This window comes from Vampirovibrio sp., from assembly GCF_041737375.1.
Lineage (GTDB): Bacteria > Cyanobacteriota > Vampirovibrionia > Vampirovibrionales > Vampirovibrionaceae > Vampirovibrio.
Map to the genome: position 1 here is coordinate 240,616 of NZ_JBGSRV010000012.1, position 23,948 is coordinate 264,563.

Annotated in this window: 22 protein-coding genes and 1 tRNA gene; 17 read left to right on the forward strand and 6 right to left on the reverse strand. The window is 51.4% G+C overall.

The features are described 5' to 3' along the window. Positions 1–26 precede the first annotated feature (26 nt). From ACEW81_RS09700 to ACEW81_RS09710, 3 genes are read left to right on the forward strand one after another with little or no spacing between them, the layout of a single operon-like run. Positions 27–440, forward strand: coding sequence for a hypothetical protein (locus ACEW81_RS09700; RefSeq protein ID WP_373532783.1), 414 nt, complete (start codon positions 27–29; stop codon positions 438–440). Beyond that, positions 440–1,762, forward strand: a complete 1,323-nt coding sequence (locus ACEW81_RS09705) for a tetratricopeptide repeat protein (RefSeq protein WP_373532784.1) — start codon at positions 440–442, stop codon at positions 1,760–1,762. Before ACEW81_RS09700 ends, ACEW81_RS09705 begins: the two co-directional genes overlap by 1 nt. Then, positions 1,759–2,964, forward strand: coding sequence for a tetratricopeptide repeat protein (locus tag ACEW81_RS09710; RefSeq protein ID WP_373532785.1), 1,206 nt, complete (start codon positions 1,759–1,761; stop codon positions 2,962–2,964). The genes ACEW81_RS09705 and ACEW81_RS09710 overlap by 4 nt, the downstream gene beginning before the upstream one ends. A gap of 3 nt (positions 2,965–2,967) precedes the next feature. Here ACEW81_RS09710 and ACEW81_RS09715 read toward each other — a convergent pair whose 3' ends face one another. From ACEW81_RS09715 to ACEW81_RS09725, 3 genes are all read right to left on the reverse strand, one after another. Continuing rightward, entirely contained in the window at positions 2,968–3,324 is a 357-nt protein-coding gene (locus tag ACEW81_RS09715) for a hypothetical protein (protein ID WP_373532786.1), read from the reverse strand. A 63-nt stretch (positions 3,325–3,387) separates the two neighbouring features. Next, entirely contained in the window at positions 3,388–3,648 is a 261-nt protein-coding gene (locus ACEW81_RS09720) for a hypothetical protein (protein ID WP_373532787.1), read from the reverse strand. 606 nt (positions 3,649–4,254) lie between these two features. After that, positions 4,255–4,839 carry a thioredoxin family protein gene (locus tag ACEW81_RS09725; RefSeq protein WP_373532788.1) on the reverse strand — a complete coding sequence of 195 codons (585 nt, stop codon included), beginning with the start codon at positions 4,837–4,839 and terminating at the stop codon, positions 4,255–4,257. 217 nt (positions 4,840–5,056) lie between these two features. On the opposite strand from ACEW81_RS09725, the gene ACEW81_RS09730 reads away from it, so the two are divergent. The 4 genes from ACEW81_RS09730 (at position 5,057) to ACEW81_RS09745 (ending at position 9,918) form a co-directional block, all read left to right on the forward strand. Next, a complete protein-coding gene (locus ACEW81_RS09730; RefSeq protein WP_373532789.1) occupies positions 5,057–6,568 on the forward strand; it encodes a matrixin family metalloprotease in 1,512 nt (503 codons plus the stop codon). Between the two features lie 392 nt (positions 6,569–6,960). After that, positions 6,961–7,944, forward strand: a complete 984-nt coding sequence (locus tag ACEW81_RS09735) for a vWA domain-containing protein (protein WP_373532790.1) — start codon at positions 6,961–6,963, stop codon at positions 7,942–7,944. Between the two features lie 154 nt (positions 7,945–8,098). Continuing rightward, the gene (locus ACEW81_RS09740) at positions 8,099–8,701 is read left to right on the forward strand and encodes a hypothetical protein (RefSeq protein ID WP_373532791.1); all 603 of its coding nucleotides are present in this window, start codon (positions 8,099–8,101) and stop codon (positions 8,699–8,701) included. Positions 8,702–8,907: 206 nt separating this feature from the next. After that, the gene (locus ACEW81_RS09745) at positions 8,908–9,918 is read left to right on the forward strand and encodes a KpsF/GutQ family sugar-phosphate isomerase (protein WP_373532860.1); all 1,011 of its coding nucleotides are present in this window, start codon (positions 8,908–8,910) and stop codon (positions 9,916–9,918) included. Between the two features lie 33 nt (positions 9,919–9,951). Here the strand turns inward: ACEW81_RS09745 and ACEW81_RS09750 are convergent, their stop codons facing one another. Beyond that, positions 9,952–11,658, reverse strand: a complete 1,707-nt coding sequence (locus ACEW81_RS09750; RefSeq protein WP_373532792.1) for a GGDEF domain-containing protein — start codon at positions 11,656–11,658, stop codon at positions 9,952–9,954. 413 nt (positions 11,659–12,071) lie between these two features. Here ACEW81_RS09750 and ACEW81_RS09755 point away from each other — a divergent pair. The 4 genes from ACEW81_RS09755 to rplT all read left to right on the forward strand — a co-directional run bounded on the left by ACEW81_RS09755 (position 12,072) and on the right by rplT (position 13,568). Next, positions 12,072–12,152: transfer RNA gene (locus tag ACEW81_RS09755), tRNA-Leu, on the forward strand. Positions 12,153–12,229: 77 nt separating this feature from the next. Next, a complete protein-coding gene (gene infC, locus ACEW81_RS09760; RefSeq protein ID WP_373532793.1) occupies positions 12,230–12,784 on the forward strand; it encodes a translation initiation factor IF-3 in 555 nt (184 codons plus the stop codon). 115 nt (positions 12,785–12,899) lie between these two features. Then, positions 12,900–13,109: a 50S ribosomal protein L35 gene (gene rpmI, locus ACEW81_RS09765; RefSeq protein WP_373532794.1), complete on the forward strand. Its 210-nt coding sequence runs from the start codon at positions 12,900–12,902 to the stop codon at positions 13,107–13,109. Positions 13,110–13,214: 105 nt separating this feature from the next. Continuing rightward, entirely contained in the window at positions 13,215–13,568 is a 354-nt protein-coding gene (rplT, locus tag ACEW81_RS09770; protein ID WP_373532861.1) for a 50S ribosomal protein L20, read from the forward strand. A gap of 193 nt (positions 13,569–13,761) precedes the next feature. On the opposite strand, the gene ACEW81_RS09775 is transcribed toward rplT, so the two are convergent. Beyond that, complete coding sequence (locus ACEW81_RS09775; protein ID WP_373532795.1) at positions 13,762–15,627, reverse strand: hypothetical protein; 1,866 nt, start codon at positions 15,625–15,627, stop codon at positions 13,762–13,764. 450 nt (positions 15,628–16,077) lie between these two features. On the opposite strand from ACEW81_RS09775, the gene ACEW81_RS09780 reads away from it, so the two are divergent. From ACEW81_RS09780 to ACEW81_RS09805, 6 genes are all read left to right on the forward strand, one after another. Further along, positions 16,078–16,683 carry a type II secretion system protein gene (locus ACEW81_RS09780; RefSeq protein ID WP_373532796.1) on the forward strand — a complete coding sequence of 202 codons (606 nt, stop codon included), beginning with the start codon at positions 16,078–16,080 and terminating at the stop codon, positions 16,681–16,683. 430 nt (positions 16,684–17,113) lie between these two features. Beyond that, positions 17,114–17,689, forward strand: a complete 576-nt coding sequence (locus ACEW81_RS09785) for an EF-hand domain-containing protein (protein ID WP_373532797.1) — start codon at positions 17,114–17,116, stop codon at positions 17,687–17,689. 144 nt (positions 17,690–17,833) lie between these two features. Next, complete coding sequence (recO, locus tag ACEW81_RS09790; protein ID WP_373532798.1) at positions 17,834–18,676, forward strand: DNA repair protein RecO; 843 nt, start codon at positions 17,834–17,836, stop codon at positions 18,674–18,676. A gap of 129 nt (positions 18,677–18,805) precedes the next feature. Next, a complete protein-coding gene (locus tag ACEW81_RS09795; protein ID WP_373532799.1) occupies positions 18,806–20,227 on the forward strand; it encodes an MFS transporter in 1,422 nt (473 codons plus the stop codon). Next, positions 20,205–21,401 carry a glycosyltransferase gene (locus tag ACEW81_RS09800; RefSeq protein ID WP_373532800.1) on the forward strand — a complete coding sequence of 399 codons (1,197 nt, stop codon included), beginning with the start codon at positions 20,205–20,207 and terminating at the stop codon, positions 21,399–21,401. The genes ACEW81_RS09795 and ACEW81_RS09800 overlap by 23 nt, the downstream gene beginning before the upstream one ends. A gap of 49 nt (positions 21,402–21,450) precedes the next feature. Next, positions 21,451–22,791 (forward strand): glycosyltransferase family 2 protein, encoded by a 1,341-nt coding sequence (locus ACEW81_RS09805; RefSeq protein ID WP_373532801.1) that lies wholly within the window; start codon positions 21,451–21,453, stop codon positions 22,789–22,791. 1 nt (position 22,792) lies between these two features. Here ACEW81_RS09805 and ACEW81_RS09810 read toward each other — a convergent pair whose 3' ends face one another. Next, entirely contained in the window at positions 22,793–23,776 is a 984-nt protein-coding gene (locus tag ACEW81_RS09810) for a hypothetical protein (protein WP_373532802.1), read from the reverse strand. Positions 23,777–23,948: the final 172 nt, after the last annotated feature.

Genomic DNA, 23,948 nt, shown 5'->3' on the forward strand with positions numbered 1-23,948 from the left:
AACTATTTTTCTCACTGGCAGCCCTTGTGCTGTCTTTGGGTTTTTTGTTGATTGTGCCAGCCTGGGCGTTGCAAAACGCCACCCCCTGGTCTGCGGAGCGCAGTGTTCAAAATCTGGTTTATGGTTCATCTTCATTTAACGATGTCACCATGTCTCTGGGGCGTTCGCCGGATGAAATTGTGCGCTCTGAGCAAATGTACCCGCCGGTGGTGAACTTTTATTATTTCGATGAAAACAAGAGTGGGGCGGCCACGGTGTTTGTTTTCGAAAATGGGCTTTTGGTGGGCATGCAGTATAAATCGCCCGATAATCAGTATGTGGATGTGAGTTATTTCTTGCAAAACAACGGGGATCGCCAGCTTAACCTGCCCTATGCGGGTGGCTATCAAAGTTACTTTCCCTTCTTCCCGCTGTACGGCATGAGAGGAAATTCCTACTAATGCTGAAGAAATACGGTGTTTTAGCACTGGCGCTGCTTTTCATTTTGGTTTCTCTCAACATAACCTCGCCGCTTGTTTTTGCCGATGCCGCAACCAGCTTAAACAGCGCACGGGATGCCATGCGGCTGAAAGACTGGTCTAGCGCCAATTACGAATGGCGTCAGGTGTTGTTGGCGGTTCCCGATCATTTGGAAGCCAAAGTGGGCTTGGCCCAATCTTTGTTCAACACCAGTTTTTATAATGAGTCCATCTCAATTCTGGAAAGCATCCCTGAGCAGAAGCGCCCTCTGGTGGCCTCTTTGGGCTTGGCCCGCACCTATACCGTCAATGGTGATTTTTTAAAGAGCCGCAACGTTTATATTGAAATTTTGAAAAAAGATCCTTATCAGGCCAACGCTTTTCTGGAGCTGAAAGCCTTGGAACCCAAGCTAAGCGCCCCTGATCGAAAGGCGATTGAAACCGTTTTATTAAAAATTGCCCAAATGGCAAAAACCAAAGGCAATCAGGCTTTAGAAAAAGCCCAATATACCGATGCCGCCCGCTATTATGAAGTAGCCGCCGCTCAGTTGAAAACGGTGGGGCTGGTCAACGATTATGGCATTATTTTATTGCTGGCCGGTCAGTATAACGAGGCCCACCAGCAGTTTGCGCTGCTACGCACCAAAAATAAAATGGGTTTTTCCGAGGTGAATTCCAATGCCTCCATCGCTTCTCTGAGTGTGGGCAAAATGGCTGAAGCCAAACAGGAAATTCTGGACGCCATTCAGGAAGCCCCCACCGATCAGCTAAAAGCGGAACTCTACAATAATATGGGCTTTATTCTGGAAATGAGCGGCAAGCGCACGGATGCCAAATTCGCCTATCAGCATGCCCTGGATTTGGATCCCCGGTTGCTGACCGCCCGAAAAAATCTGGCGTTCGTGTTGCAGGCCAATCAGGAGTACGATGCGGCCATTGCCCAGTGCCAGCAAATTTTGAAGAATCACCCTCAAAACGTTGAATTGTGGAACCGACTGGGGTTTGTGTACGAGTTGCAGTATAAATCTCGACCCGCTTTGTCCGCTTACAAAAAAGCCATTCAGGCCGATCCCCGGAATAAGGATTCTTACTACAATTTAGCGCTGTTGTATAAAAAAATGAATCGCCCCAAAGATGCCAACGACACGCTGAAAACTTACATGGAAATCAGCTACGCTGAAATTGAAGCGGCTCCCAATAAAGCTGCCGAACCAGCCCCGCAAGGTGCCGCCGGGGAAAAGAATCCACTGAAGTATGTGGTTTTGTTTCCGTCAAACCCTAAAGTGGTGTCCAAATTACAATGATTGTAAGCGGTTTTTTTCGTGCCTTACCGTGCCTGAAACGCTTGGCGGGGTGCTGCCTGATTTTAGGCGCTGCGGCTGCCTTTGGACAGGACGCGGATCACGATAAAACCCTGGATACGGTGGAAATGAATTTACTGGGGCGAAAATACCAAAGCTTGTCTCAGGAGAGACGGCTGAATCAATTGGAAAAGCAGCTGAACACCAACCCGCCCCCCAAGGCTAGCCAACAGTATCGGGTCAACCAGTTAATTCGGGCGCAGCAGCAAAAAATTAGTGAGGCTCAGCGCCAGCAAGCGGTTCAGGCCTATAACAACGGCATTGATCACACCCATCAAAATAAGCTAACCGAGGCCATTGCCGACTACAAACAGGCGTTGGCCATCGATCCTTTCTTGATTCCGGCTTATAACAATCTGGCCAATTTGCAGGAAAAAAAGGGCTTGTTGACGGATGCCATTGATACCTACGGCAAGGCCATTCAAATGGCCCCCGAGGAGCCGCTTTTGCACTTTAATCTGGCGGTCATTCAGGAGAAACAGGGCAAAATTGTAGAGGCTTATCAGCATTACCGGGAATACGTTAAATTGTCATCCAACCCCGATCCGCAAATTGTGGAGTTAATTCGCAATTTTGACGCACGGCGCTTATCAGCCAACAAGGAGCCGGATTATTACGCCTTGACCACCCAGGAATCCAGAGGCGAGCGTTTGGTGTGGCGAGATTGGCAAATGCCCATTCCGGTGTTTGTGGCCATGTCTGATCAGAGCCAAACCCTCTTTACGCCTGAAATCTACAGAAATTTTGACACCTGGACCCAAGCCAGTCAGGGGCGACTGCGGTTTCGGGAGGTAGGCTACCCGAATGACGCCCGCATTGTGATTACCCTGAAACAAGGCCCGCTCATGGACGCCAATGCCAGCATTGGACATGCCAGTTTTAACAGTCAAACCTTGAGTAGCGAAGATCCCATGAAAAACCTGCGGGTTTCCATTGTGGTAAATACCGGGGAGCCGAATACTGACATTACGCTGGATAACCGCCGCGAGCAGGTGCGTAAACTGGTTTTGCACGAACTGGGGCATGCCCTTGGCATTTGGGGCCACAGCAAGGATCCCGGCGATATTATGTACACCCATCCCATTGTGTCTGAATTATCGAACCGGGATGTGAAGACCATTCAAAAATTGTACAACCTGCAATAGCGCTTAATTGCGCAAGTTTCTGGGCAGGTTGAGCAAATAGGGTGGCTGGTTGGGAGACGGCTGTTGCCCCTGATTGTCATAGTAAATTACGGGCGGTTCTTCAGCGGGTGTTTGCTGCTGAAGAAGGGTTTTCTCGTTCAGGCGCTCGGTGTACTGGCGATTCATGTTGAGTTCCCAGCCCAGTATGGTGCCTGCGGATGGGATGTTTCCACTAGTGGCTTGAGCGATCACGTGGCTGGCTGAGGCAGGCCCTGTTGATGCGCTGTGGGGCATTAGCCACGACGTGATGAATGCCACCTGTAGGCATACCCCTAAAATCAATCCGCCCAAACTGTTTTGGGTGCGTGAATTTTGAGCCATATGGTTGCCCCCCTTTTAATAGGGACAATGACGCGTTGGGCGCTATTTTGTTGCCGTCGTGCGTTATAAAGCCCGATTGCGTAGTTGTTGCAAAATATCGGCGCGTTGGGCCACGGGCAGGGAGCCAAATTGATCCCACACCATCTTAAGGCTCATGCGATCGGTGGGGAAAACGCAGGCATGCAATAGCATGGTGGTCATCATATGCTTGTCGCCTAACACATGTTTTACGGCCTTGAGGGTGCAGCGAAAGTCCTTTGAAATCTCTGTGAACACAGAGTTCCCGAGGCCAACCTCATGGGTCATCACGGCATTTTTACTCATTGTTCCCTCCTGGCTGGTTGATGAGCCGACTCTTTATATATAGTATTAAATTAAAAAATAATTATGTTGGAATCATTGATCCTTCGTTTGTCTATTGTACACATAGGAAGGGCTTTTGGGCATTAGACGCTTAAGGTTGAGTTTGTTTTTAGCCCCATTTTCAGTTCTCGTTGGGGCGCTTGGCCTTCTGTCGGCCATGGGTAGTGGTGGCTTTGGATGCTTGTGCTTGATGGAACGGATGGGTTTAACAAAGTTTACGATCAGGGTTCAGGATCGATCTCATGGTTTTGGTTTGAACGCCTTTCCATGATTATTACCGACCTAATGGCTCAAAAGTGAAGCTTGTCGCCCGTCTATTTTTGAAATGCGAACAATAAGCCCGCTTTTTTTGGATTTTCAGGGCTTTTGGCTCCTCCAGACAACGGATAAGGCTGAGGTTGAAAATCTGTTTATTTTTAAACTGATTTTTTTGACTGAACCATGACGTCATATTGCTAGCCCCTTTTTGCCTCTCAACAGGGGTGGAGCAGAAAGCGGCTGGCTGGTTTCTGGATGGCGCAATGCGTCCCGCTGACCTGAAAAGGGTAGCCCTGAATTGCCAGTGGCTTACTGGCCCAAGCGCAAGGCTACTTTTTGAGAGGTGGCGGATCGACCGCTGGCCTGTTTCATGGTTTCTGATAAGGCCGCATCAATGGCCTGTTGCAAGGTGCCTTTAGACACAAAGTTCTCAGGCTTGATGGGGTATTTTTTCATATGGTGATGGTCAAAAATGAACACGCCGGGTAAGGCGTCTACCCCGAACAGTTTGGCAATTTCCTGATTGGATGGCTCGCTCACGTCCAGCATGACCAAGGTCAGCCGGTCTTTGTAAGGGCCTGCCTGCAACTCGTGGATAACCGGAGTCAGCGTTTGGCAGGTGCCGCAAGTGTCGCTATAAAACTCAACCAGCAAAGGCACCTTGGAGGTTTTAAAGGCTTGGTCAATGCTCAGTCCCGGATCGTGGGAGGAGGGCAAGGTGCGGGTGATCCACAACTGGGAAGCGAATGCGGAGGCAAACACCAGAGATACAATCATAAGCACCATTAAAAAGCTGCGTTTAAACATGGCGGTGGCCCTTTGTTTGGATGGCGGTTTGGCGGGCGGTTCCACTGGAAGCGCTAACGGCATTCTACCGGAAAGTGATGTCAGCATTCAATGCGCCTCCTGGCTTTAAAGTGGGGTTTGGCTGAACTGGCCTGCGTTTGGGCCTGTGTTTAAAAGGGGCAGACTTCCCCGCTGGGGGCAGCGGTGAGAAAATGGGAGGGTGTTTGCCGTGCTGGCTCCCAAAATGTCATTACAGTTTTGAAGGCCACGGACGAAACAGGGTTTGGATCTATGAAATGCTTGCTATGGGATTAAACAATTTTTAATGAAAAAATTTGCCCTTTTGCCGTTGTTTCGTAACAAGCTTGCGGGCTTGTTAGTAGGGCTGTTTTTGGCCTGGTGTTTTTCATGGTGCGGTTCTTTGCTGTGCTATGCGGATTCTTACCAGTTGGGGCTCACTTTTTATTCTCAGGGAGACTATCTCACGGCCTCTCGCTACTTTTTGGAAGCGGCGGCTCAGGATGAGGAAAACCCCAACGCTCATTACTATCTGGCCGATTCCTACCTGAAACTGAACCGGCTGGCTGAGGCGCAGGCGGAATATCAGAAAATTATGGTCATGGCCCCCAACTCTCAGGCCGCAAGGCTGTCCCGAACCGGCTTGACTAATTTGCGAGGGTATCTGGATAGCCAGAACCACAATGGCTGGCGCAGAACGGGCGGTTCTGGCCTGGGGGCGGTGAAGGATCAGTACCAGGGGGAATTGATTCAAGGCGAGGATTATCTGGATGCCATTACCGAAAACGGGCGGCGAGTGCGCTGGGCGCTCTCTAAAATGCCCTTGAAGGTCTACATTGAGCAAACCCCTATTGGCATTCGCAATTTTCAACCGGCCTTTGTTAGTCAGGTCCGCAAAGGGCTGGATGTGTGGGTGGGGGTACTGGGGCATCAGTTAAATTATGTGCTGGTAAACCGCAAGGAAGAAGCCGATATACGGGTTAGCTGGACCAATGCCATTGATACCCAGGGACACAGCGGTGATGGCGGCACGGCTTACACCGCAGGCTTAATGATTCCCAAGCTTCGGGATGATCGCATTGAATTTATGGATGTGCAAATTGCCACCTTTGATATTCAGGGCAAAGCCCAAACCGCAGATATTATTTATGCGGTGGCCATTCACGAACTGGGCCACAGTTTGGGGCTTTTGGGCCATAGCGAGAAGCCCGGTGACATTATGTTCGCCCGCAACCAGCAGGTGGTGCAGCCTTCTAAAAGAGACATGAACACCTTGCGTAAGCTGTACACCCTGCCTGCCGATATTAACAATCTGGATCTTGACAGTCGGCCCACAGATCCCAATCGGAATAAATTGCTGGCCAAAGCGGCAGCGGAAAGCTTGCGGCGGCTGGAAGCTCAGGCTAAAAAAGATGGCATGGCTTTAAGTTATCTCAACCTGAGCGTTTCTTATTATCAAAAGGGAAAGCAGGTACAGGCGGAAGGCGGCAATGCCGGGGTTTGGTTTGATAAAGCGCTACAGGCGGTTAGTCAGGCCGTAAAAATGGAGCCCAAGGACCCTCGGGCTTACCACAAGCGCAGTTTGGTCTATCAGGAACTGGAAAACTACAATGCCGCCTTGCAGGACATTCAAAAGTCCATTACTTACGATCGAAAAGAGCCGGAATACCTGATGCTGCAATCCTGGTATCTGGCCAGGCTCAATCGCCTTGCGGAAGCCAGAAGCTCGCTGGATGCCTATTTGCTGGCCCGACCGGGCGAGGCTAATTCTCAGGATGTAATCCGCATTCGAGAAGCTTTGGCTTCAAAAAATAAATAAAAAACCGGATAAAAGCGGGGATAACCGGCTGTGGGGCGGGTTGTATTTTGTTGATTCATATTTTAGTTCATATAAAAGTAAATTTATGTAACATGTTTTGAGGTTTAGGCAATCTCTCAGGTTCAGGAGGATTTATGAAAGTGCAAAGAAAAACACACCAAAACAACCTAATCTCATTCAATAATACTGCCTCTCTCTATCCAATCTCTTGCGATTTTTTTCCCCTCACAGCAAGAGATTTTTTTTTGCTTATTTTTGCCCGAGCTAAAACCCCTGGGCTTCCCGGCCTGCTATGATGATGTTGGAGAATCGGGATTGTGATTGTGTGAGTTCCACGGCTCAGGACTGTTGTGCTTGAGGCTAACCGGAACCTGTAGGGGGAGAATTGCGTCATGGAAAATCAGGATGATAGTGATCCATTACCAAGCGCTGGGGCCAGAGTGACACTGCAAGTGAAACAATCAGAAACCAGACATCGTCAACACAAAGCGGGGCTGTATGGCCTGTTGCTGGTTTTGGCTGCCGGGTTTTGCGTTTCCGCCCTGGGAGAACTGTTCAACGCTTCGGCTCAGGCTCAGCAAGCCCCCATTACCGGCAACGTGCAACAAAACCGGCAAGGGGCCTCTCAGCAAGGGGGGCCTGAAAATGTCATGATCATTCTGGATGCCTCCTACTCCATGTCGGAACCCATTGAGCAGCGGGGCGAAGATAAAATGATGGCCGCCAAACGAACCGTGCTGGAGGTGCTTAGAAATATCGCGCCTTCTACCCGTGTGGGGTTGCGTGTTTATGGCAATTCGGCCAATCAGTTTACGGCTTGCAAGGCCACCAGTTTGCTGGTGCCTTTGGGCGAAAATAACCGCAATTTAATCGCCAGCAAAATGATTGCCCTCAAACCCACCGGGGCCACCCCCATTAGTTATGCGGTTTTGCGATCCTTGCACGAGGATTTTAATGCGGTCAATGGCAACCAATCCATTATTTTAATTAGCGATGGGATTGAAACCTGCGGGGAAGATCCCTGTGATGTGGCTGTAAAAATGCAGCAAATGGGCGTTCACGTTAAAATTAACGTGATTGGGCTGGGTCTTCAGGATTATGCCGCCGTCAAGCAATTGCGATGCGTGGCGTTGGCCACCAAGGGGCAGTTTTACACCGCCAACACCGCCGCTGAACTGGCCAATAGCCTGAATCAAGCCTTGGCAGTGGAAACGAAGGTGCAGGGTACTATTATTCAAAATCCCTCTGCTGTGCAACCTGCTCAGCCTCAGTCGCAAGCACCGGCGCAGGCCTTTCCAACCGCCCCCACCCGGCAGGTGCTTTACCCGGAAACGGAGTTACCGGCCGCTGTACCAATCCAGTTGAATAAGAGGTAGAATAGGGCCATGTCCACAACCGGGAGGTAGGTTTTCAATGTCCGGTTGCCGCAGGGCCGTAAACCGTCATTCGTTCGTAGAGCCAAATAGGATGGGAACCCCAATGCAGAAACCGTATTTCACGCAAAGCCTAATAACCAAAAAAGTTTTCCCCATGATGCTGTCCGCCTTGTTGGCGCTTTCGGCAACCATGGCCATGGCGGCCGCGCCCGCTGCAAAACCCGCAGCCACTCCGCAAACCAAAGAAGCCCCCAAGTCCGCCCCTGCTAAACCGGCCCCCGCTAAAAAGGATGAGGCTGTTAAAGCAGAAGACAAGGCCAAGGCGGCCAAAGAAAAGGCGGCTCTGGATAAAGAAATTGAAGCCAGTTTGGCCACCGCAACCAAGGTAGAAACCCTGGATTTGCTGAAAACCCCCGGTAAGCATTTGAACCAGAAAGTGACCTTTACAGGCACCTTTAACCGTTTTGCCGATACCGGTCTGGATTACAAAAAAGCGTTTCGGGATTCTCGGGATTACGTCAGCTTTTTCATTCTGCGCCCCGATGTGACCCAGCACACCATCCCGCTGTCGGAGTTAAAACTCTTCTTCCCCCGCAAGAGAAGCAACGAAGTGATGGAGTTGGAGACGGGCGACAAGATTCAGATGGTAGGCACCCAGTTTAGCACCGCCCTGGATGAGCCTTGGGTAGATGTTGAGCATATTAAAATTCTGCAAAAAACAGACAAGCACGAACGCAAACGGGATTTGGAATTCTAGAATTCGGGTTCGGTGCTGATGTTTTAAAAAAGAGGCGTTGATCGCCTCTTTTTTTCAGGGCCAATCAATTTTTCAGGGCCAATAAATGGACTTGGGCCACTGCACCGGTCAATGATAGAATCACACTGGGTTTAATTACCGTACATCAACAGGATGCCGCTTGCATGTCTCATATTTCCGCTTCATCGCTTTCCGAATCTTCTGAAATGCTGGATGCCTCCCAAGGCGCTGAACCGCTGCCGCCATCCGGGCGGGATTTATTGCTGTCCAGAGCCCGTGGCATTGTGGATATTGAAATTCAGGCGCTGGAAGACCTGAAAGCCCAGATGGATGAACAGTTTGTAAAAGCCATTACCCTGATGGAAGCCTGCCAGGGCCGGGTAATCATTACCGGCATGGGCAAATCCGGCCTGATTGGTAAAAAAATCGCGGCCACTCTGTCCAGCACCGGCACCCCCAGCTATTTTCTGCACCCGGCGGAAGGCAGCCACGGCGATTTGGGCATGTTGATGAAACAGGATGTGGTCATTGCCATTTCCAACAGTGGGGAAACACCCGAAATTTTAGGGATTTTACCCTTGGTGAAGCGCTTTGGGGTGCCTTTAATTGGCATGACCGGCAATCTCCAGTCCACGTTAGCCCAGCAAAGCGATGTGACCCTGAACATTGCGGTGCGTCAGGAAGCTTGCCCCTTGGGCCTTGCCCCCACCGCCAGTACCACCGCCACCTTGGCTTTGGGCGATACTCTGGCCGTGGTGCTTCTGGAGCGCCGTGGCTTCTCGGAAGAGGACTTTGCCATGTTCCACCCCGCGGGCAATTTGGGCAAGCGGTTGTTGTTAAGGGTGTCCGATGTGATGCATACCGGCGATCGCCTGCCACTGGTTTCCTTGCAAACCCCGTTTCTGGAAGCCTTGATGGAAGCCAGCCGCAAGCAAATGGGCATGGCCATTGTGCTTGATGAACAGGGCGTGATGCAGGGGGTGTTGACCGATGGAGACGTGCGGCGAGCCTTAACCCGCTTCAGCGATCCCCGCAGCATTGCGCTTGCAGAGGTGATGACCCGTGCCCCCAAGCAAATTGAGCCGGATGAACTGGCAGTGACCGCCTTGCGCCTGATGGAAGAACATAAAATTACCGCCCTTATTAGCTGTTCTCCCCAAGGGCAGCCCATTGGCGCGGTGCATATGCACGATATTCTTAAAACCGGAATCAGCTAGGCGCTCAAAACTGAAATCAGTCAGGCGCTGTGATTACCCGGCTTGGGACATGCTGGCTTCGTGTTCTTCCTGTTGCTCTGACACAAAGCAAACCCGGTTACGACCGTTGTTTTTGGCGGCATAAAGCTGTTCATCGGCCAAGGCCAGCGTATCCGAAATTTCTGAGCGGTGTGGGCTGGCTTTGGGCAAGGTGTTAACGGCGGCCACCCCCACGCTGATGGTCACTTTCAAAGGCTCCCCGTTGAAACCGTTTAATTCTAAAGCTTCTACGTTCTGGCGTAGTCGATCCATTAACTCCACCGCCGATTTCAGGCTGGTATCCGGCAGCAAAATGGCGAATTCCTCACCGCCAAAGCGGCAAATCACATCGCTGCGTCGCAAATTCTGGGTGAACAGTTCGGCCAGCGCCCTCAACACCAAATCGCCGCTTAAATGGCCGTAGGTATCGTTAAAATGCTTAAAGTGATCCACATCCATCAATGCCACGCACAAGGGGGTTTGATGGCGTCTGGCCCGCTCTATTTCAGATTCAAAACGCTGGTAGTAACCCCGGCGGTTGATCAGCCCGGTCAGTTCATCACTGGAGGCCATGGCCAAGGCTTTTTCCAGCACCAAGGCCCTGCTAATGGCTTGAGAGGCCAACTGAGCCGCCTCCTGAGAGGCTTCCCGGCTTTCGTTGCCAATCAGGGCATCGCTGGTATGAAACAGGTTGAAGGTGCCCTGAATTTCCCCGGTGGCCAAGTCCACCACCGGCAACAGTAGGGCCGATTGAATGTTGCGAATGCCAAAAATATCGCCCAGGGTTCTGTCCCCCAGCTTCTTGCCGTTCAGGTGCAAGTAAAACCGGTTGCGGGCCATCGAAGACAGCAGCCCCACCAGATTGGAAAACTCTTTAATTTTACGCCGCTTGCCTTCCAGCCCCGCATGGCTGTAGCTGGTTACTTTACAGGCGCTTCCGGTGTTCCGGGCGTCATAAAGCACTTCTCCCAAGCCTGTTTCTGGGTTGAAGCCCACATACTGGCATGCGTCAAAGCCTAGTCTGCGGGCTAAAATATCCAGTACGGCGGTCACAATGGCATCCCGATCGGCGGCAGTCACCAGCCTGGAGGCCAGTTCCAAAACCACCCCCTGCACAAAGGGCAGGGCCTGAGACTGCCTCAATCGCATAAAGCGACTTAACTTGGCGGCCAGTTGCGGGCAAAGCAAATCCAGCAGGGTTTGTTGCTGGGCGGAAAAACGGGGGCCGCCTATGGCCACCAGCCCTGCCTGCCCATTTTCCAGCAAAAAGTAAGCCTGTGAAACAGGAGATCCATTCAAACGCTCTGCCAGCAGTTCGTCATCGGCCCCGGAAAGCTCGTGAACCTTGCCACCCGGTGTTTGTAAGTCTTCCAGCAAGGCATACAGGCCGGTTTGCTCATCGGCCAGTAAAATAACGCATTGGGTGGTGCCGGTTAGCTGATGCACGGCCCTGTAAACCTGATCCACGCTTTCCGGCAGGCTTTCGGCTAGCTCAAAATCGAAGGCGGCCTTGCAGTGCTTGTCCTGTAAGGCCCAATCGCCGCTTACAATGCTTTGCCCCTTGGCGGCATCCTGATTAACGCCCAGAATTTCGGCCAGCAACGGCGCCGCGCATTGGCTGGGAAACGTGGCGCTCAGGTTGGAGGCGCGCACGGCCACTTGCATCGCCTCAGGGGCGAGCGCTGCGGCTGCTGTTTTTGAAGATTTGCTCAATAGGCTCATCAAATGCGGTCTTCATATTTCTTAAAGGGGGGGGGCGGGCCATGGGGTGTGTTTGCTATTTTGGTTTGATCCCCGCATTGGTATAAAACCGATGGCGGCCAATTTTGTGCCACTGGGCTTTCCCTCAGCCACTTTGTACCCTACTGGGCGGCCTTTGTTTGTTTTTTTATGGCCACACAATGGTGGTATACCCTTCGTAAAATCCAATCTAGTTATCCCTCATTCTGGAACTTCAGGAATCGGCCAGCCCGCATAGACCGATGGATTAATGTTATGCATGGCTACGGGTGAGCGGTTTTTACATGAGCCAATATAAACAATTTTATGAATATTGCTTTGAACTGCCCTTGCCCCCTTGATCTGAAGGCTCCGTTAGGCTACATTACTTTTCTCATCCCCGTCATCTACTCCTTGCGGAAGTGGTGGAATGGTAGACACGCATGTTTCAGGAGCATGTGGCGCAAGCTGTGGGGGTTCAAGTCCCCCCTTCCGCATATTCGCTAATTTTTTTGCTCGGCGTTATAATGGTTTCTAAATATTTTTACCATTTAAGTCAGTCGATTCTTATAAGTTGGAGGAACTTTCCATTTCCAAGTTTCCGCCCCAGCGGCAGGTTAATAAAGGGCCGCAAATTCTCACTCCCGATATTCGGGCTATGGAAGTCCGTTTAATTGACGGCGAAATTAACGAGGTCATCCCCCGCAGAGACGCTGAAGCCCTTGCGAGAGAACGTGGCCTCGATTTGGTTGTAATGAGCTTTGATTCAGCCCCATTGGTGGTTCGGCTGGTGGACTTTGGCAAGTTCAAGTTCGAAAACGACAAAAAAGCCCGTGAAGCCAAGAAAAAGCAGCATGTCGTCGAGGTCAAAGAGATCAAGATGAGCGTGCGGATTGATGATCACGATTACGCCACCAAAAAAGATCATGCCACCAAGTTTCTGGAAGCCGGAAACAAGGTGAAATGCACCATCCGTCTGAAGGGACGGGAAACGCAGCATGCCAATCTGGCATTTGCGCTGGGCCGAAAGTTTGTAGTAGACTTGCAAGAATTCGGTTCTCCCGAAGGGGATATCCGCATGGAAGGCCGTACGATTACCATCATTATCGGGCCTGCCAAAAAGAAGTAAGCAAGAATGAGTCCGCTGGCTTTCGCCAGTTTGCCTGTTTCTTGATACTTCACCTCCCAGTCAATCGAAGCCCACTTACTGAAATTGGTTTTACCCATTAGGAGATCAGTTAGTCATGCCCAAAATGAAAACCCACAAATCGGGTGCCAAGCGCTACCGCGTGACCGCTACCGGTAAAGTGATGCGGGCTCAAGCGTTTCGAGGCCACTTAAACGTGACCAAATCCTCCAAGCGCAAGCGTCGCCTCAATTCGGACGTGGTGATCAGCACCGCCAACGAAAAGAAAATCCGTTTGGAACTGCCGTACCCCAAGTACTCTCGCTAGTTTCATTCCATTCCGTCTCTCTGGTTGAGAGGCAGGGGGACCCGAACAGCCCCTTATCCAGTCTCTGTTCTTTTCATCAAAGCACATACACCGTAAGGAAGCTCAATCATGCGTGTTAAAAGAGGATTTGTATCCCGCCAGCGCCATAAGAAAATTCTGAAGCTGGCCAAAGGTTTCCGGGGCACCCGGAGCAAGCTCTTCAAGGTCGCTAATCAGGCGGTCATGAAGTCCCTGAAGTATGCTTACCGCGATCGTCGTAACAAAAAGCGTGATTTGCGCCGCTTGTGGATCGCCCGGATCAATGCCGCTGCCCGTCAGCATGGCATGTCCTACAGTAAATTTATCAACGGCGTTCAAAAAGCGGGCATCAACCTGAACCGTAAGTTCTTGGCTGATTTGGCCGCCCGTGACGCCCAAGGCTTTGCCTTGCTGGCCGACAAAGTGAAAGCTGCCATCTAACAAAGGCGTCTCATCACTTTTCTCTCCAAAATTTAAGAAGCCTCTCAGCAATGAGGGGCTTTTTAGCGTATAGCGTTCATCTTTTTTTCAGATACAGATTTTGAGAGACAAAGTCAATCAGCTTAACGGTTTGGGGCAGAGAGTATGGAGGGTGTGCAGGAAGGCAGAAGATCCTCTTTCTTAGGGGCGACCTTTATGGACGGCTTTGGGGTTGCTGCCAGCTGTAATTGCTCCAGGTGGCCGCTTGGGGGCTACCAAACACGAAGGGCGCAACCGGCAACGGGCTGGGAGGGGTAAATAAACCCGCAGGGCTTTGGGTGGGAAAAGCGGTGGGGCCTTTGCGTTGCAGGGGGGCGGCCATGGGGGGTAGGTTTGCGGCTTTGAGCTGTTTTCGTTTTTCGTTCCACTGGGTTAGTTTAATGCCTGCATAAGGGGCGCCCAGCCCCAAAATGCCCATGGTTGCCACGGTACTGGTCATGCCAATGCGAATTTGGGCAGGCAGGGCCTTGCTGCTAAAAGCCTGAAGGGCTTCTCTGCTTTGCAGGCTGCCGTTGGCGTTGAACAGTTCTTTGTGCTGAGAGAGCTTGGAGAGGCCCTTTTTCAGGAGGGGGGTGCCCACAATCCAGGCGACCCAGCCCACGGCAGAATCCAGAACCCGCTCTTTATACTCGTTGTCACTGCGGGACGAGAGCAAACGGGAGGTAATCAGCAAGGCGAACATGGCGGCCATTTGCTGTTGAGAGGTAAAAGGAGCGGCCTTGCTGAAATCAAATAACTTTTTTAAAGTGCCGTTTTTTAAACCTTTAATGGGGTTAATCAAGCTGTTCAGCGGGCTGCTGCTAAGCTTGTAAGTATCCACACAGCCAAAGGCGGCCAGCAGTGGGGCTAAAGCCAAGGCCAGCGGCAGCGGATTGCCATTTTGGGTGGCCTGTTTCACATACGGAAAATAGCGCTCCAGCCTGCTTTTGGGTTCGGTGTTGGCGGTGGGGGCCATTTGGGGCTGGTTTTTCCGCAGGCTGGTTTCACCGGGAAAGTAATCGATGTTAAACCATTTTTTAGTGATGTAGTTGCTGACAAAGGGCATCACAAAGGTGGTTCCCATTCCGGCGGCCAGCCCAATGGGAATGCTCCAGTTTTTGGCGGTGCGGGTTCTGGTGATGGCTTTGTGGGCCACTTCTTGCCATAGTGGGGCGTCTGTGGCTTTGTTGGCCCCTGCTTTTTCCATAAAACGCCCAAAGCGGTTCACGTCATCCAGCAAGTCGTTGGCCTGAAAGGCTTGGGGCAGGCCGCCTGCCTTTGCTTTGGCGTTGATGGCGGGGTTGAGGTTTGTGTTGATGTTCAAATCAAAGTTTTTGCTGCCGTTTTGGAAGGATTCCACCAGCGTTTTGGCTTTTTGATTGAATGTTTCGGCGTTGGGGTTGGCCCGCAGCCAACTAGTGCCTTTTTCAAAAGCGCTGCGCTTTGCCGGTTTGAATTGCCACGCTGCTTTTAGCACTTTCAGCACGTTTTGACGGGCTTGGGAGTCTCCGCTGCTTGGCAGGCGTTTGCTTAGTTCCTGAATAAACGCTTTTTGGGCCGCCTCCGGGTTTTTGGCGCTTTTTAAGGTTTCAGCGTTGACGATATCCTGAAACAGCTCCAGCGAGGGGTATTGAATGAATTCCTTGCTGAAAGCCTGATTTTTGCGATCAAAAATGGCCTTGCTCATCCCCCAGGCCATCACCCCGCCTAGCACGCTATCGGTAATAATGGAGCTGATTTCACGGCCAAAGCGCTCTGCGGCGGCGGGAACGTTCCAGGAATCATCCCCGTACATTTTGTTGCGGTGCAGGTCCATGCCGGTTCGCAGCGCGCCAAAGCCCACCACGTCCTCAATAATCATCTCTTTGCCCCGGCTGTTTTGGAAAAGCTGGAAAGCGGTGTCCAGTGCGCCGGTAACACCGCCAATGCCGCCGCTACCGCCGGTGGAACCGAAGCGGACAGGAGCTTTTAAGGGTTTTGGGGTTTGTGCAATGGGTTGCATGGTAGTGGTTAAAACCTCTGGAATAAAATTTGATGCCATCGAAAAAAGAACCGTAAACTCGGTGGCTTACGGTTCTTGTAATTTTGGGTGCGGATTGAAAATCGTTTGTGGGCTAAGCCTGTGAGATTTTCTAATCGCTGCCGTCAATCATGCCGTAAACCACCATCATATGATGATGGAAATGGACGGGCTGATGATGTAAGGCAAAGTTCAACATGATGCCTATAAGAAAACCACAAAGCCCCCAAACTTGCCACTATTTTTTATAAACTTGGCGGGTCATCCGGCGGAAACGGGTTGAGGCCTTCCCCGGCCAGATGCCAGCGGCATGGCCTGTGCGGGCGAATCGAATCATGGCTGAACCCCTCGCCCCGCCTTTTGAGTGTGGAGGAAGGCGTTTAAAATTTTTGCGCTGCGGTATCTTCAGTTTTGGGGATTGTGGTCGATAATGGAAGGAGATGGTATTGAACGAATAGGAAAAATGGGTGTATGCGTGTTTTTTTACCGCCCCAAAAGCGCCAAACAGGCTTTACCTTGGCGGAGCTGCTGATTACCCTGGGCATTTTGGCCATTATTGCCACCTTTACCATTCCTAAGCTGATAAACCCGCCCAACGGCACTTTAAGCGCCAAGTACACCGCCATAGCACGGGATACCGCCTTTATGGTATCCAGCGCTTACGAGCAGTACCGGCTGGCCAACCCAAGCGTTACCACAGACACTACGATTGGGAATTTAACCCCGTACATGAATTATGTAACCACCGATGCAACCACTGTGATAGATAGTCGGCATGGGGCTACCGCTCATAGTTGTGCCACATACCGGTGTTTGAAATTGCACAATGGGGCCATCTTGCTTTACAATCATCTCCAGCCTTTTGGGGGGACGGGAACCACCAACGCTATATTCTTTTATGTCGATCCCGATGGGCGACAAACCGACAGCACCACCAATGGACCCGGCAAAAGCATAGTGGGTTGGGTATATTACGATGGGCGGCTGAAATCCTGGGGGCAGATATCAGGGTCTGTTAACACTGGGGGTGCTATTTATCCCAGTTACCCCGACCCCCCTTGGTTTACCGGGTTTTAACACGGGTTTAAAAAGAAGGGTAAAAGCGGGGCCATCATCCACCTGCGGGAGGCGATGGCTACAGCCCGTTGCTTTGGTTTGCCGCTTAGATGGGGCTACATGTCTGCGGGAGGGTGGTTTAATTGCTTGATTCCTCCCTGATGTTGCGGGGTGCAAAGCGTGTGGGGTTTTATCGTTTGCTTTCTTTGCCCAAGCTGCTTACAGAGTGGCTGGCGCGTTTGTAAAACACGGGGTTGGGGTTTGGGTGGTTTTGACTGCGGTTTGCCCGGTGGTTGGGTAAAAAGACAATTTCATTCTGTTTATTGTTTTTATATTTTTATGAGAGAAGTCTGGAACCATCAAAAATCCGCTGGATGATTTTCCTCCAATCATCCGGCTGAATCACCCTGATGCCAACCTATCGCACGAACCTATAAGGAGCCTTGACCCTATGACCAGCTATGGCCTAAACCGCAGCAATTATTCTTTGTCTCAAACCAAAGATATTGCCAAAAACTGGAAAAGAAACGCAGGCGTTCATAAAGACAAAGACTTGACCAAGGCCGATCTTGAGAAAGCGCAAGGCCGTTTAAACAAAAAGGGTGTCAACAGCAAAGCCCTGAACGATACCCGAGCTTCGTTTGATATTTTGGATAAAAACAGAGATGGCAAACTGAATACCTCTGAAATTCAGGGTGGCTTGAACCTGAATGCCCAGGATCAGAAAAATCGACCCATCCAATACAGCAAGCCGGGGCAAATTAGTTTAGCCAAACATCGCAAAACCATTGCCGAAGCTGAAAATAAAGCGTATGGTGCCGGTAAACTGAAACAAGGCGGCCAAAACAAAAAAGGCGATGGCAAGCTTTCATTTGATGAAGCGGAGAAGTGGTTTAAAGGCTCTAAAGAGGCTGGCTTTTCCCGCAGCATGTTTAATCAGATGGATGTCACCGGTGATGGCTTTGTGGGCCAGTATGAGTACAAACGTCTAACCGATTTGCATCTTTCCAAGGTGTTTAACGCCTAGCCCGATTCCTTTTTCAAATCTTTTTTCAAGCTTTAAAAGCCCCGATCGGTTCGGGGCTTTTGAGCTGAATCCTCAGGCCACTTGCTGGCTGGCTAATGGTGCTAAAATGGCAATAAACACCATTGCCAACGTAAAGGCTTGCCCTTGTCGCCCATTGCCGCCAAAACCTATACCACCGATGTAATTTGCCTTCGCACCTACGATTTTGGGGAGGCGGATAAAATTTTGCACCTGTATTCCTCCGAACATGGCCGGATTTCGGCCATTGCCAAGGGGGTTAAAAAGCCCAAAAGCAAACTGGCTGGGGCTTGTGAACTGCTGAACCTCAGTGAAGTGCAGCTCTCCAAGGGCAAAAATCTGGATCTGCTGGTGCAGTATCAGCCTCGGGAAAGTTTTTCCGGCATTCGCTCAGACTTGTTCAAGCTGGCCTACGCCCTGTTGTTTGCCGAGCTGGTGAACCTGACCGCCGGCGAGGCCGACAGCCACCTGATTTACGCCGACTTTAAAAACGCCCTGCACGGTCTGGATCAAGCGGATGAGCCTCACATCGTGCCGCTGGGCATGGCCTTTCAAATGGATCTGTTGCAGGCGGAAGGGTATCACCCGGTGTTGAACGCCTGTATTTTTACCGATCAGCCTTTGGATTGGGACGCCCCGTTCTACAGTTTTTCGGCCCAGCTGGGCGGGGTTACTACCTCTGAGCTGAAACGCCGGTATCAGTCTGAAGCCGCTGGCACCGCTGAAACCGGAGGCGTGAGGCAAGAGGAATGGGTGAATGTTTCCACCACGACGCTTAAGCTGCTGCAAAACCCACACCATCCGGGCTGGACCACCGCTCACTTTTATAAAGCCCAAAAGTTTGTGCGTTACTACTTTCAAAAAGTGGTGGAAAAGAACCTGAACGCTTATGATTTGGTGTTGAATCTGTTAGAAATGTCTCTGGCCGCCGCTCCGCCAGAACCGGGCTTGCCGGAGGAGCCGGGTTAGCAACTGGAATTGTCTCATTCGCTCCCTTCCCGCTTCCTGCTTGTCTCCTACTAGGCTTGAAGTACAATAGAAAAGCAAACTGGCCCTGCGCGTTGACATTCAAGCGCACCCTGTACAGGAAATGTTGGCATGCCCTTACAAACACCGTCCACCGAAGATATTCCGCCCCATCTGGTTGATATGGCGCTTTCCCCTCGGGAAGGCTACCGGGTGGTACTCACCAATCCCAATTTTCTGGCCCTGTGGATTGGGCAAATTTTCTCTCAAATTGCGGATCGCATTATTTTTGTGGTGTTTATCAGCCTGATTGTCAGCCACTTTGGCCCCAGCGATCGCTATAGCAGTTTTCTCTACATTGCCTTTACCATCCCGGCCATTATGCTCACCGCCATTGCCGGTGTTTTTGTGGATCGCTGGCCCCGACGGGCGGTGTTGGTAACCACCAACCTGATGCGGGCTGCCTTGGTGGCTTTAATTCCCTGGGCGGCCAAAGCCACCGGCGGATGGGCCATTTATTACGTGGCCTTTTTAATTTCGGCGGCCACCCAGTTTTTTGTGCCTGCCGAAGCGGCCACCATTCCCACCATTGTCAGCCGTTCCTCCTTGCTGACGGCCAATTCCCTGTTTACCACCACCATGATGGTGGCGGTCATCTTCGGCTTTGCGCTGGGCGATCCGCTGATTAACCTGTTTTCGCTCAATCATGTGCATTGGGCCATTACCGGCCTGTTTCTGGCGGCCAGTCTGTCTCTCTCTTTTGTCAAAACCCCGCCCCTTTGTATGCTGGCCGATGACAGCCGCCCGCCTGCCGCCACCCTATGGGAAGCCTTTGCCCGCTTTGGGGAAGAAATTCAGGACGGCTTGAAATACATTGGCGATAACCCCATGGTTCGTAACGCCATGCTCAAGCTGGCCACCCTGTTTTCGGCCATGGTGGCCCTGTGTATTTTGTTTATCAGCTTTGCCAAAACCTACCTGTACGAAGATCCTCAGGTGGCTGCCCAGAAGTTTGCCTACATTATCGCCTTTAGCGGTGTGGGCATGGCTTTAGGCGCTTTTTGGGTGGGGCATTCCTTCCATCATGCCCGCCGAGGGGTGATGGTGTTTGGCGGTTTTATCTGCGTGGGGCTGTGTTTGGCCTTGCTTACTCTGGTGGGCCAGTTTTCCCCGGCGGATCATGTGTTCAATATGCCTCGGGTGGTCAGCGGGTTTGTGGATTTGGCCCCCATCCGCTTTACAGTGCGAATGCTGTATACCTACGCCCTGTCCATTTTAATGGGGGTGGGCGCCGCCTTTATCGCCATTCCGTTGCAGGCCCTGCTGCAGGAGCTGATTCCGGAAGACAAGCGGGGCAAGGTGTTTGGGGTACAGTTCACCATTCTAAGTACCTCTTCAACCCTGCCGGTTCTCATTGCCGGTTTGGCGGTGGAGCAGGTGGGCGTTAGCGCCATGTTTTTGCTGATTGGCATACCAATGCTATTATTGGGGCTATTGGGCCTTTATAACCGATTAAGAGCCGATAAAAATCATGTCTTTGCTGCAAATTGGTAAACGAAAAAAAACCATTCCCCAGTTGAGGGACAAAGTTTACTTTTCAGTCAGCAGCGAAGGCTATGGCCATTCCAGTCGTGCGCTGGCCATTGCCCGGCACTTCAAGCCCAGTGAAATTCTGTTGGCCTCCTACAGTTACGCCCTGGAACGCATTCGATCTTATGAGTACCCCTGCGTGGAAGTCTCTCAAGAGGTCAAGTTTGTGGGCTCTGAAGGCCATTTTGATGTAGGAAAGACCATTCTCAGCAATCCGGCAAGGGCCTTGGGCCTCAATCAAATTGTGCAGCAGGAAATGGATATTATTAAGCGGCACGGGGTCACCCTGGTGGTGGCCGATGGGCGTATTGCCCCGGTGCTGGCCGCTGAGCGTCTGGATATTCCCTGTATTGTACTCACCAATCAAAGCGCCTTTTATCCCTTTTTTGAGCGGGATTCGGCCTTGGTTAAGCTTTTTGGACGCTCGTTTGAGTGGGTGATGAAACTGTGGCTTTCCAGCGCCGAGGAAATTTTAATTCCGGATTTCAGCCCGCCCAATACGGTGTGCCTGCCCAATTTGTCGGATAATTATCAGGTTAAAAAACGCACCCGTTTTGTGGGGCCTTTGGTGGCTTGGCAGGCCGATGAGGTCATTGCCATTCCCAAGCCCAGCAACAACCCGCTGATTGTGGCCTCTCTGGGCGGGCATGAGTATCGCCGTCCCCTGTTTGATTCCATTATTGAAGTAGCCCGGCAAATGCGTCATCTGGATTTCACCATTATTTCCAGCTTTACCACCTCGTATGCCCCCGATAACGTTCGGATTCACCCGTTTGTGAAAGAGGCGGCCCCTTATTTCAAGGCGGCGGATTTGGTGATTACCCAAGCCGGTCACAGCACGGCCATGGAATTGTTGACCCTGGGCAAGCCCTCATTAATTGTGCCGGATAGCCAGCAAATTGAGCAGGAAAATAATGCCCGCCGCATGTGTGAGCTAGGCGTATCGCTTAAAATGGCATATCATGAGCTGGGTGATCCGTCCCAACGTGCTTTGCGAGATAATATTCAACATCTGCTGGATTCCCGGCAATTTGAGGCCCGCAATCTGGAATTTGCGACCATGGCCGCCGAAATTCATGGGGCGCAGCGGGCGGCGAATCATTTGAAAGAATTCGCGCATCGGTTATCCGCATATTAAGTGGTCTGGTTAAAGTTATCCGAGATTGAGAAGCAGGCAGGAACATCCGTTGAAAGAAAAAATCCTACTCCTGAGTATGATTGCCGTGATTTGGCTGGTGGTTTTTTTGACCGGCAAGGTCATGCCCCGTTATTCATCGGTGATTTTGTTGCTGGTGTTCATGATTATGTACACTTGGCTGATGACCTTGGCCATGGTGCATCACAAGCGCATGGAATCCAAACGCCCCCGGCCGCTGAATATGAATTATCTGCCCAAGGTGTCGGTGGTGATTTCCGCCCACAATGAAGAGGTGGTGATTGAAAACACCATTCAGAACTTGCTGAAGCTGGATTACCCCGATTACGAGCTGTTGGTGATGGACGATCGCAGCAGCGATCAAACCCCCGCTATCCTCACCCGGTTGGGGCAAACCCTGCCCTTGCCCTTTCGTTATCACCTGCGCCCCGCCGATGCCATTCCGGGTAAGCCCGCCGTACTCAACGAGGCTTTAGGGCTGACGGATGGTGATATTATTTGCGTGTTTGACGCGGATGCTTATGTAGAGCCTGATTTCCTGCGGCGAATTGTGCCATTTTTGGCCGATGAGAACGTGGGGGCGGTGCAGGCCCGCAAAATTATCGCCAACGGCAATGAAAACTGGCTGACTAAGTGCCAGAACTATGAATATTCGCTGGATGCCCACTTTCAGTACGGACGCGACAGCGTGCGGGGGGCAGTGGAGCTGCGGGGCAACGGACAGCTGGTAAAGCGGGAAGCCCTGCAAGAGGTAAATGGCTGGAATAACAACACCCTCACCGATGATTTGGATTTATCCACCCGCCTGCATATTGAAGGCTGGGATATTCGCTTTGCCCACAAGGTGCCGGTTTTTGAGGAAGGCATTGTGGAGTTTAACGGGCTGCTTAAACAACGCCGCCGCTGGACGGAAGGCACCTTGTTCCGCTATCTGGAATATGCAGGGCCGTTGCTGAAATCTCGCAAAGCCTCTTTGCGAACCACTCTGGATATGGTGGCTTACTTTTTAGAGTTTTTACTGCCCTTGTGGCTGGCTATGGATCTCATTCAGCTGGGCTGGGGCATCCTCATGGCCGATCCCACCTCCACCCGTATTATTTCCTCGTTGCTGGTGGTGCCTATTTTTTGTTTGGGCATTGGTTCTGCCATTATTGTGGCCATCATTCGCTTTAACCGCCCGCCCTTGGGGGAGGCCCTCAAGTGGACGGCTGTAACTTCCATTTATTTAACCATTTTATGGATTCCGCTGGTGTTTGGCATTATGATCAAAGTGCTGTGGCAAAAGGAGCGCCGCACCCGCTGGGACAAAACCCAGCACAAGGGCGCCCCTTCTGTTTTGGCCAAGCTCGGCGATGCCAAACTAACCGATTAGGTCAAAAAAGAGGGGTCTGCTCCCTACTACTATCCACGTGATGGAAGCCCAGTAGCCTTCCTAATGCGTGGAACCGATCTTTTTTCTGTTCAAAGTTATGCGCTGGTGCCAGTTGGGCTTTGGCAAACCGGTCCACCAGTTGGGGATAGTGGTTCACAATACCGTGTGCTTCCATCTGTTGGGTAGTCTTGAGGTCTCCCTCACTGGCGGCAATGGCGGCCAAATTCCAGCCCTGTTGGGTTTTAAAGGCAGGATTGGCACCGGCTTTCAGCAGTGGCTCAAATTGGTGTAAGTGTTTCTCTTCGGCGGCAGTTGCTAAAAGCTGCTCCGCTTTTTGGTTGCTAATTTCGTTGGCGCTGATTTTGAATCGAGCCATCGATTGGCGATTGACCTCTTCCCCCATTTCGGCCAGGGCAGAGGCGGCTTGCACAAGGTGAGGAGGGATTTCCTCAGTGAGATGAGCCGGAATGGGCTCGCCCCTGTGTTGTCTCAGGTAATCTACCAAATCTGGACTGTGGGTGCGTAGGATTTGCGCATACTGTAGATTTAGTGGTCTATTCCCGTGTTGCTCGGCAATATCTTCAATCAGTAGCCTGTCGATGGTGTCCAGATCCGGGGAGGCTTCCGCTTCAGAGATTTCGAGGGGAGCTCCTGCCTGGAGTAACGCCGTTACCAAGGCTTCAGCCTTGTGAGGCTGTTTTCGGTAGGCTGTGAGCTCTCGCTCATGGTTGGGGTTGGCGCTGGTGGGCTGGTTGCCAATTTTGGTGAGCAGGGCCACCAGTTTGCTGGCCAAGGGATTGGCAGCCAGTAATTCAATTTGTTTGTCTTGCGGTTCTTGAGAAAGCTGTTCTTCGTTTGGCGTAAAATAATCGTCGGGAAAACTAAAGTGGTTTGAAAGATTTAGAATCCGTCTGGGGATTTCCAGATTTTGGTGTTGTCTGGCCAAAGGGGCAGGGATATTACGATTATTGGGTAGTGCTTGCATAATAAAAAACATTCCTTGTGCGTTAGGGGAATGAAGGGGGTCAGGGGGCGGCTAAGAATGCGACAGAGAGCAGGCAGCACAAGAAAGCATTGGCTGAGTGCTGCTGGTTGCTTAGAAACAAAACCCGGAGGCCCCTTTTTATTGCGGTTTGGTCAAGCGTTTAGGATGTTTT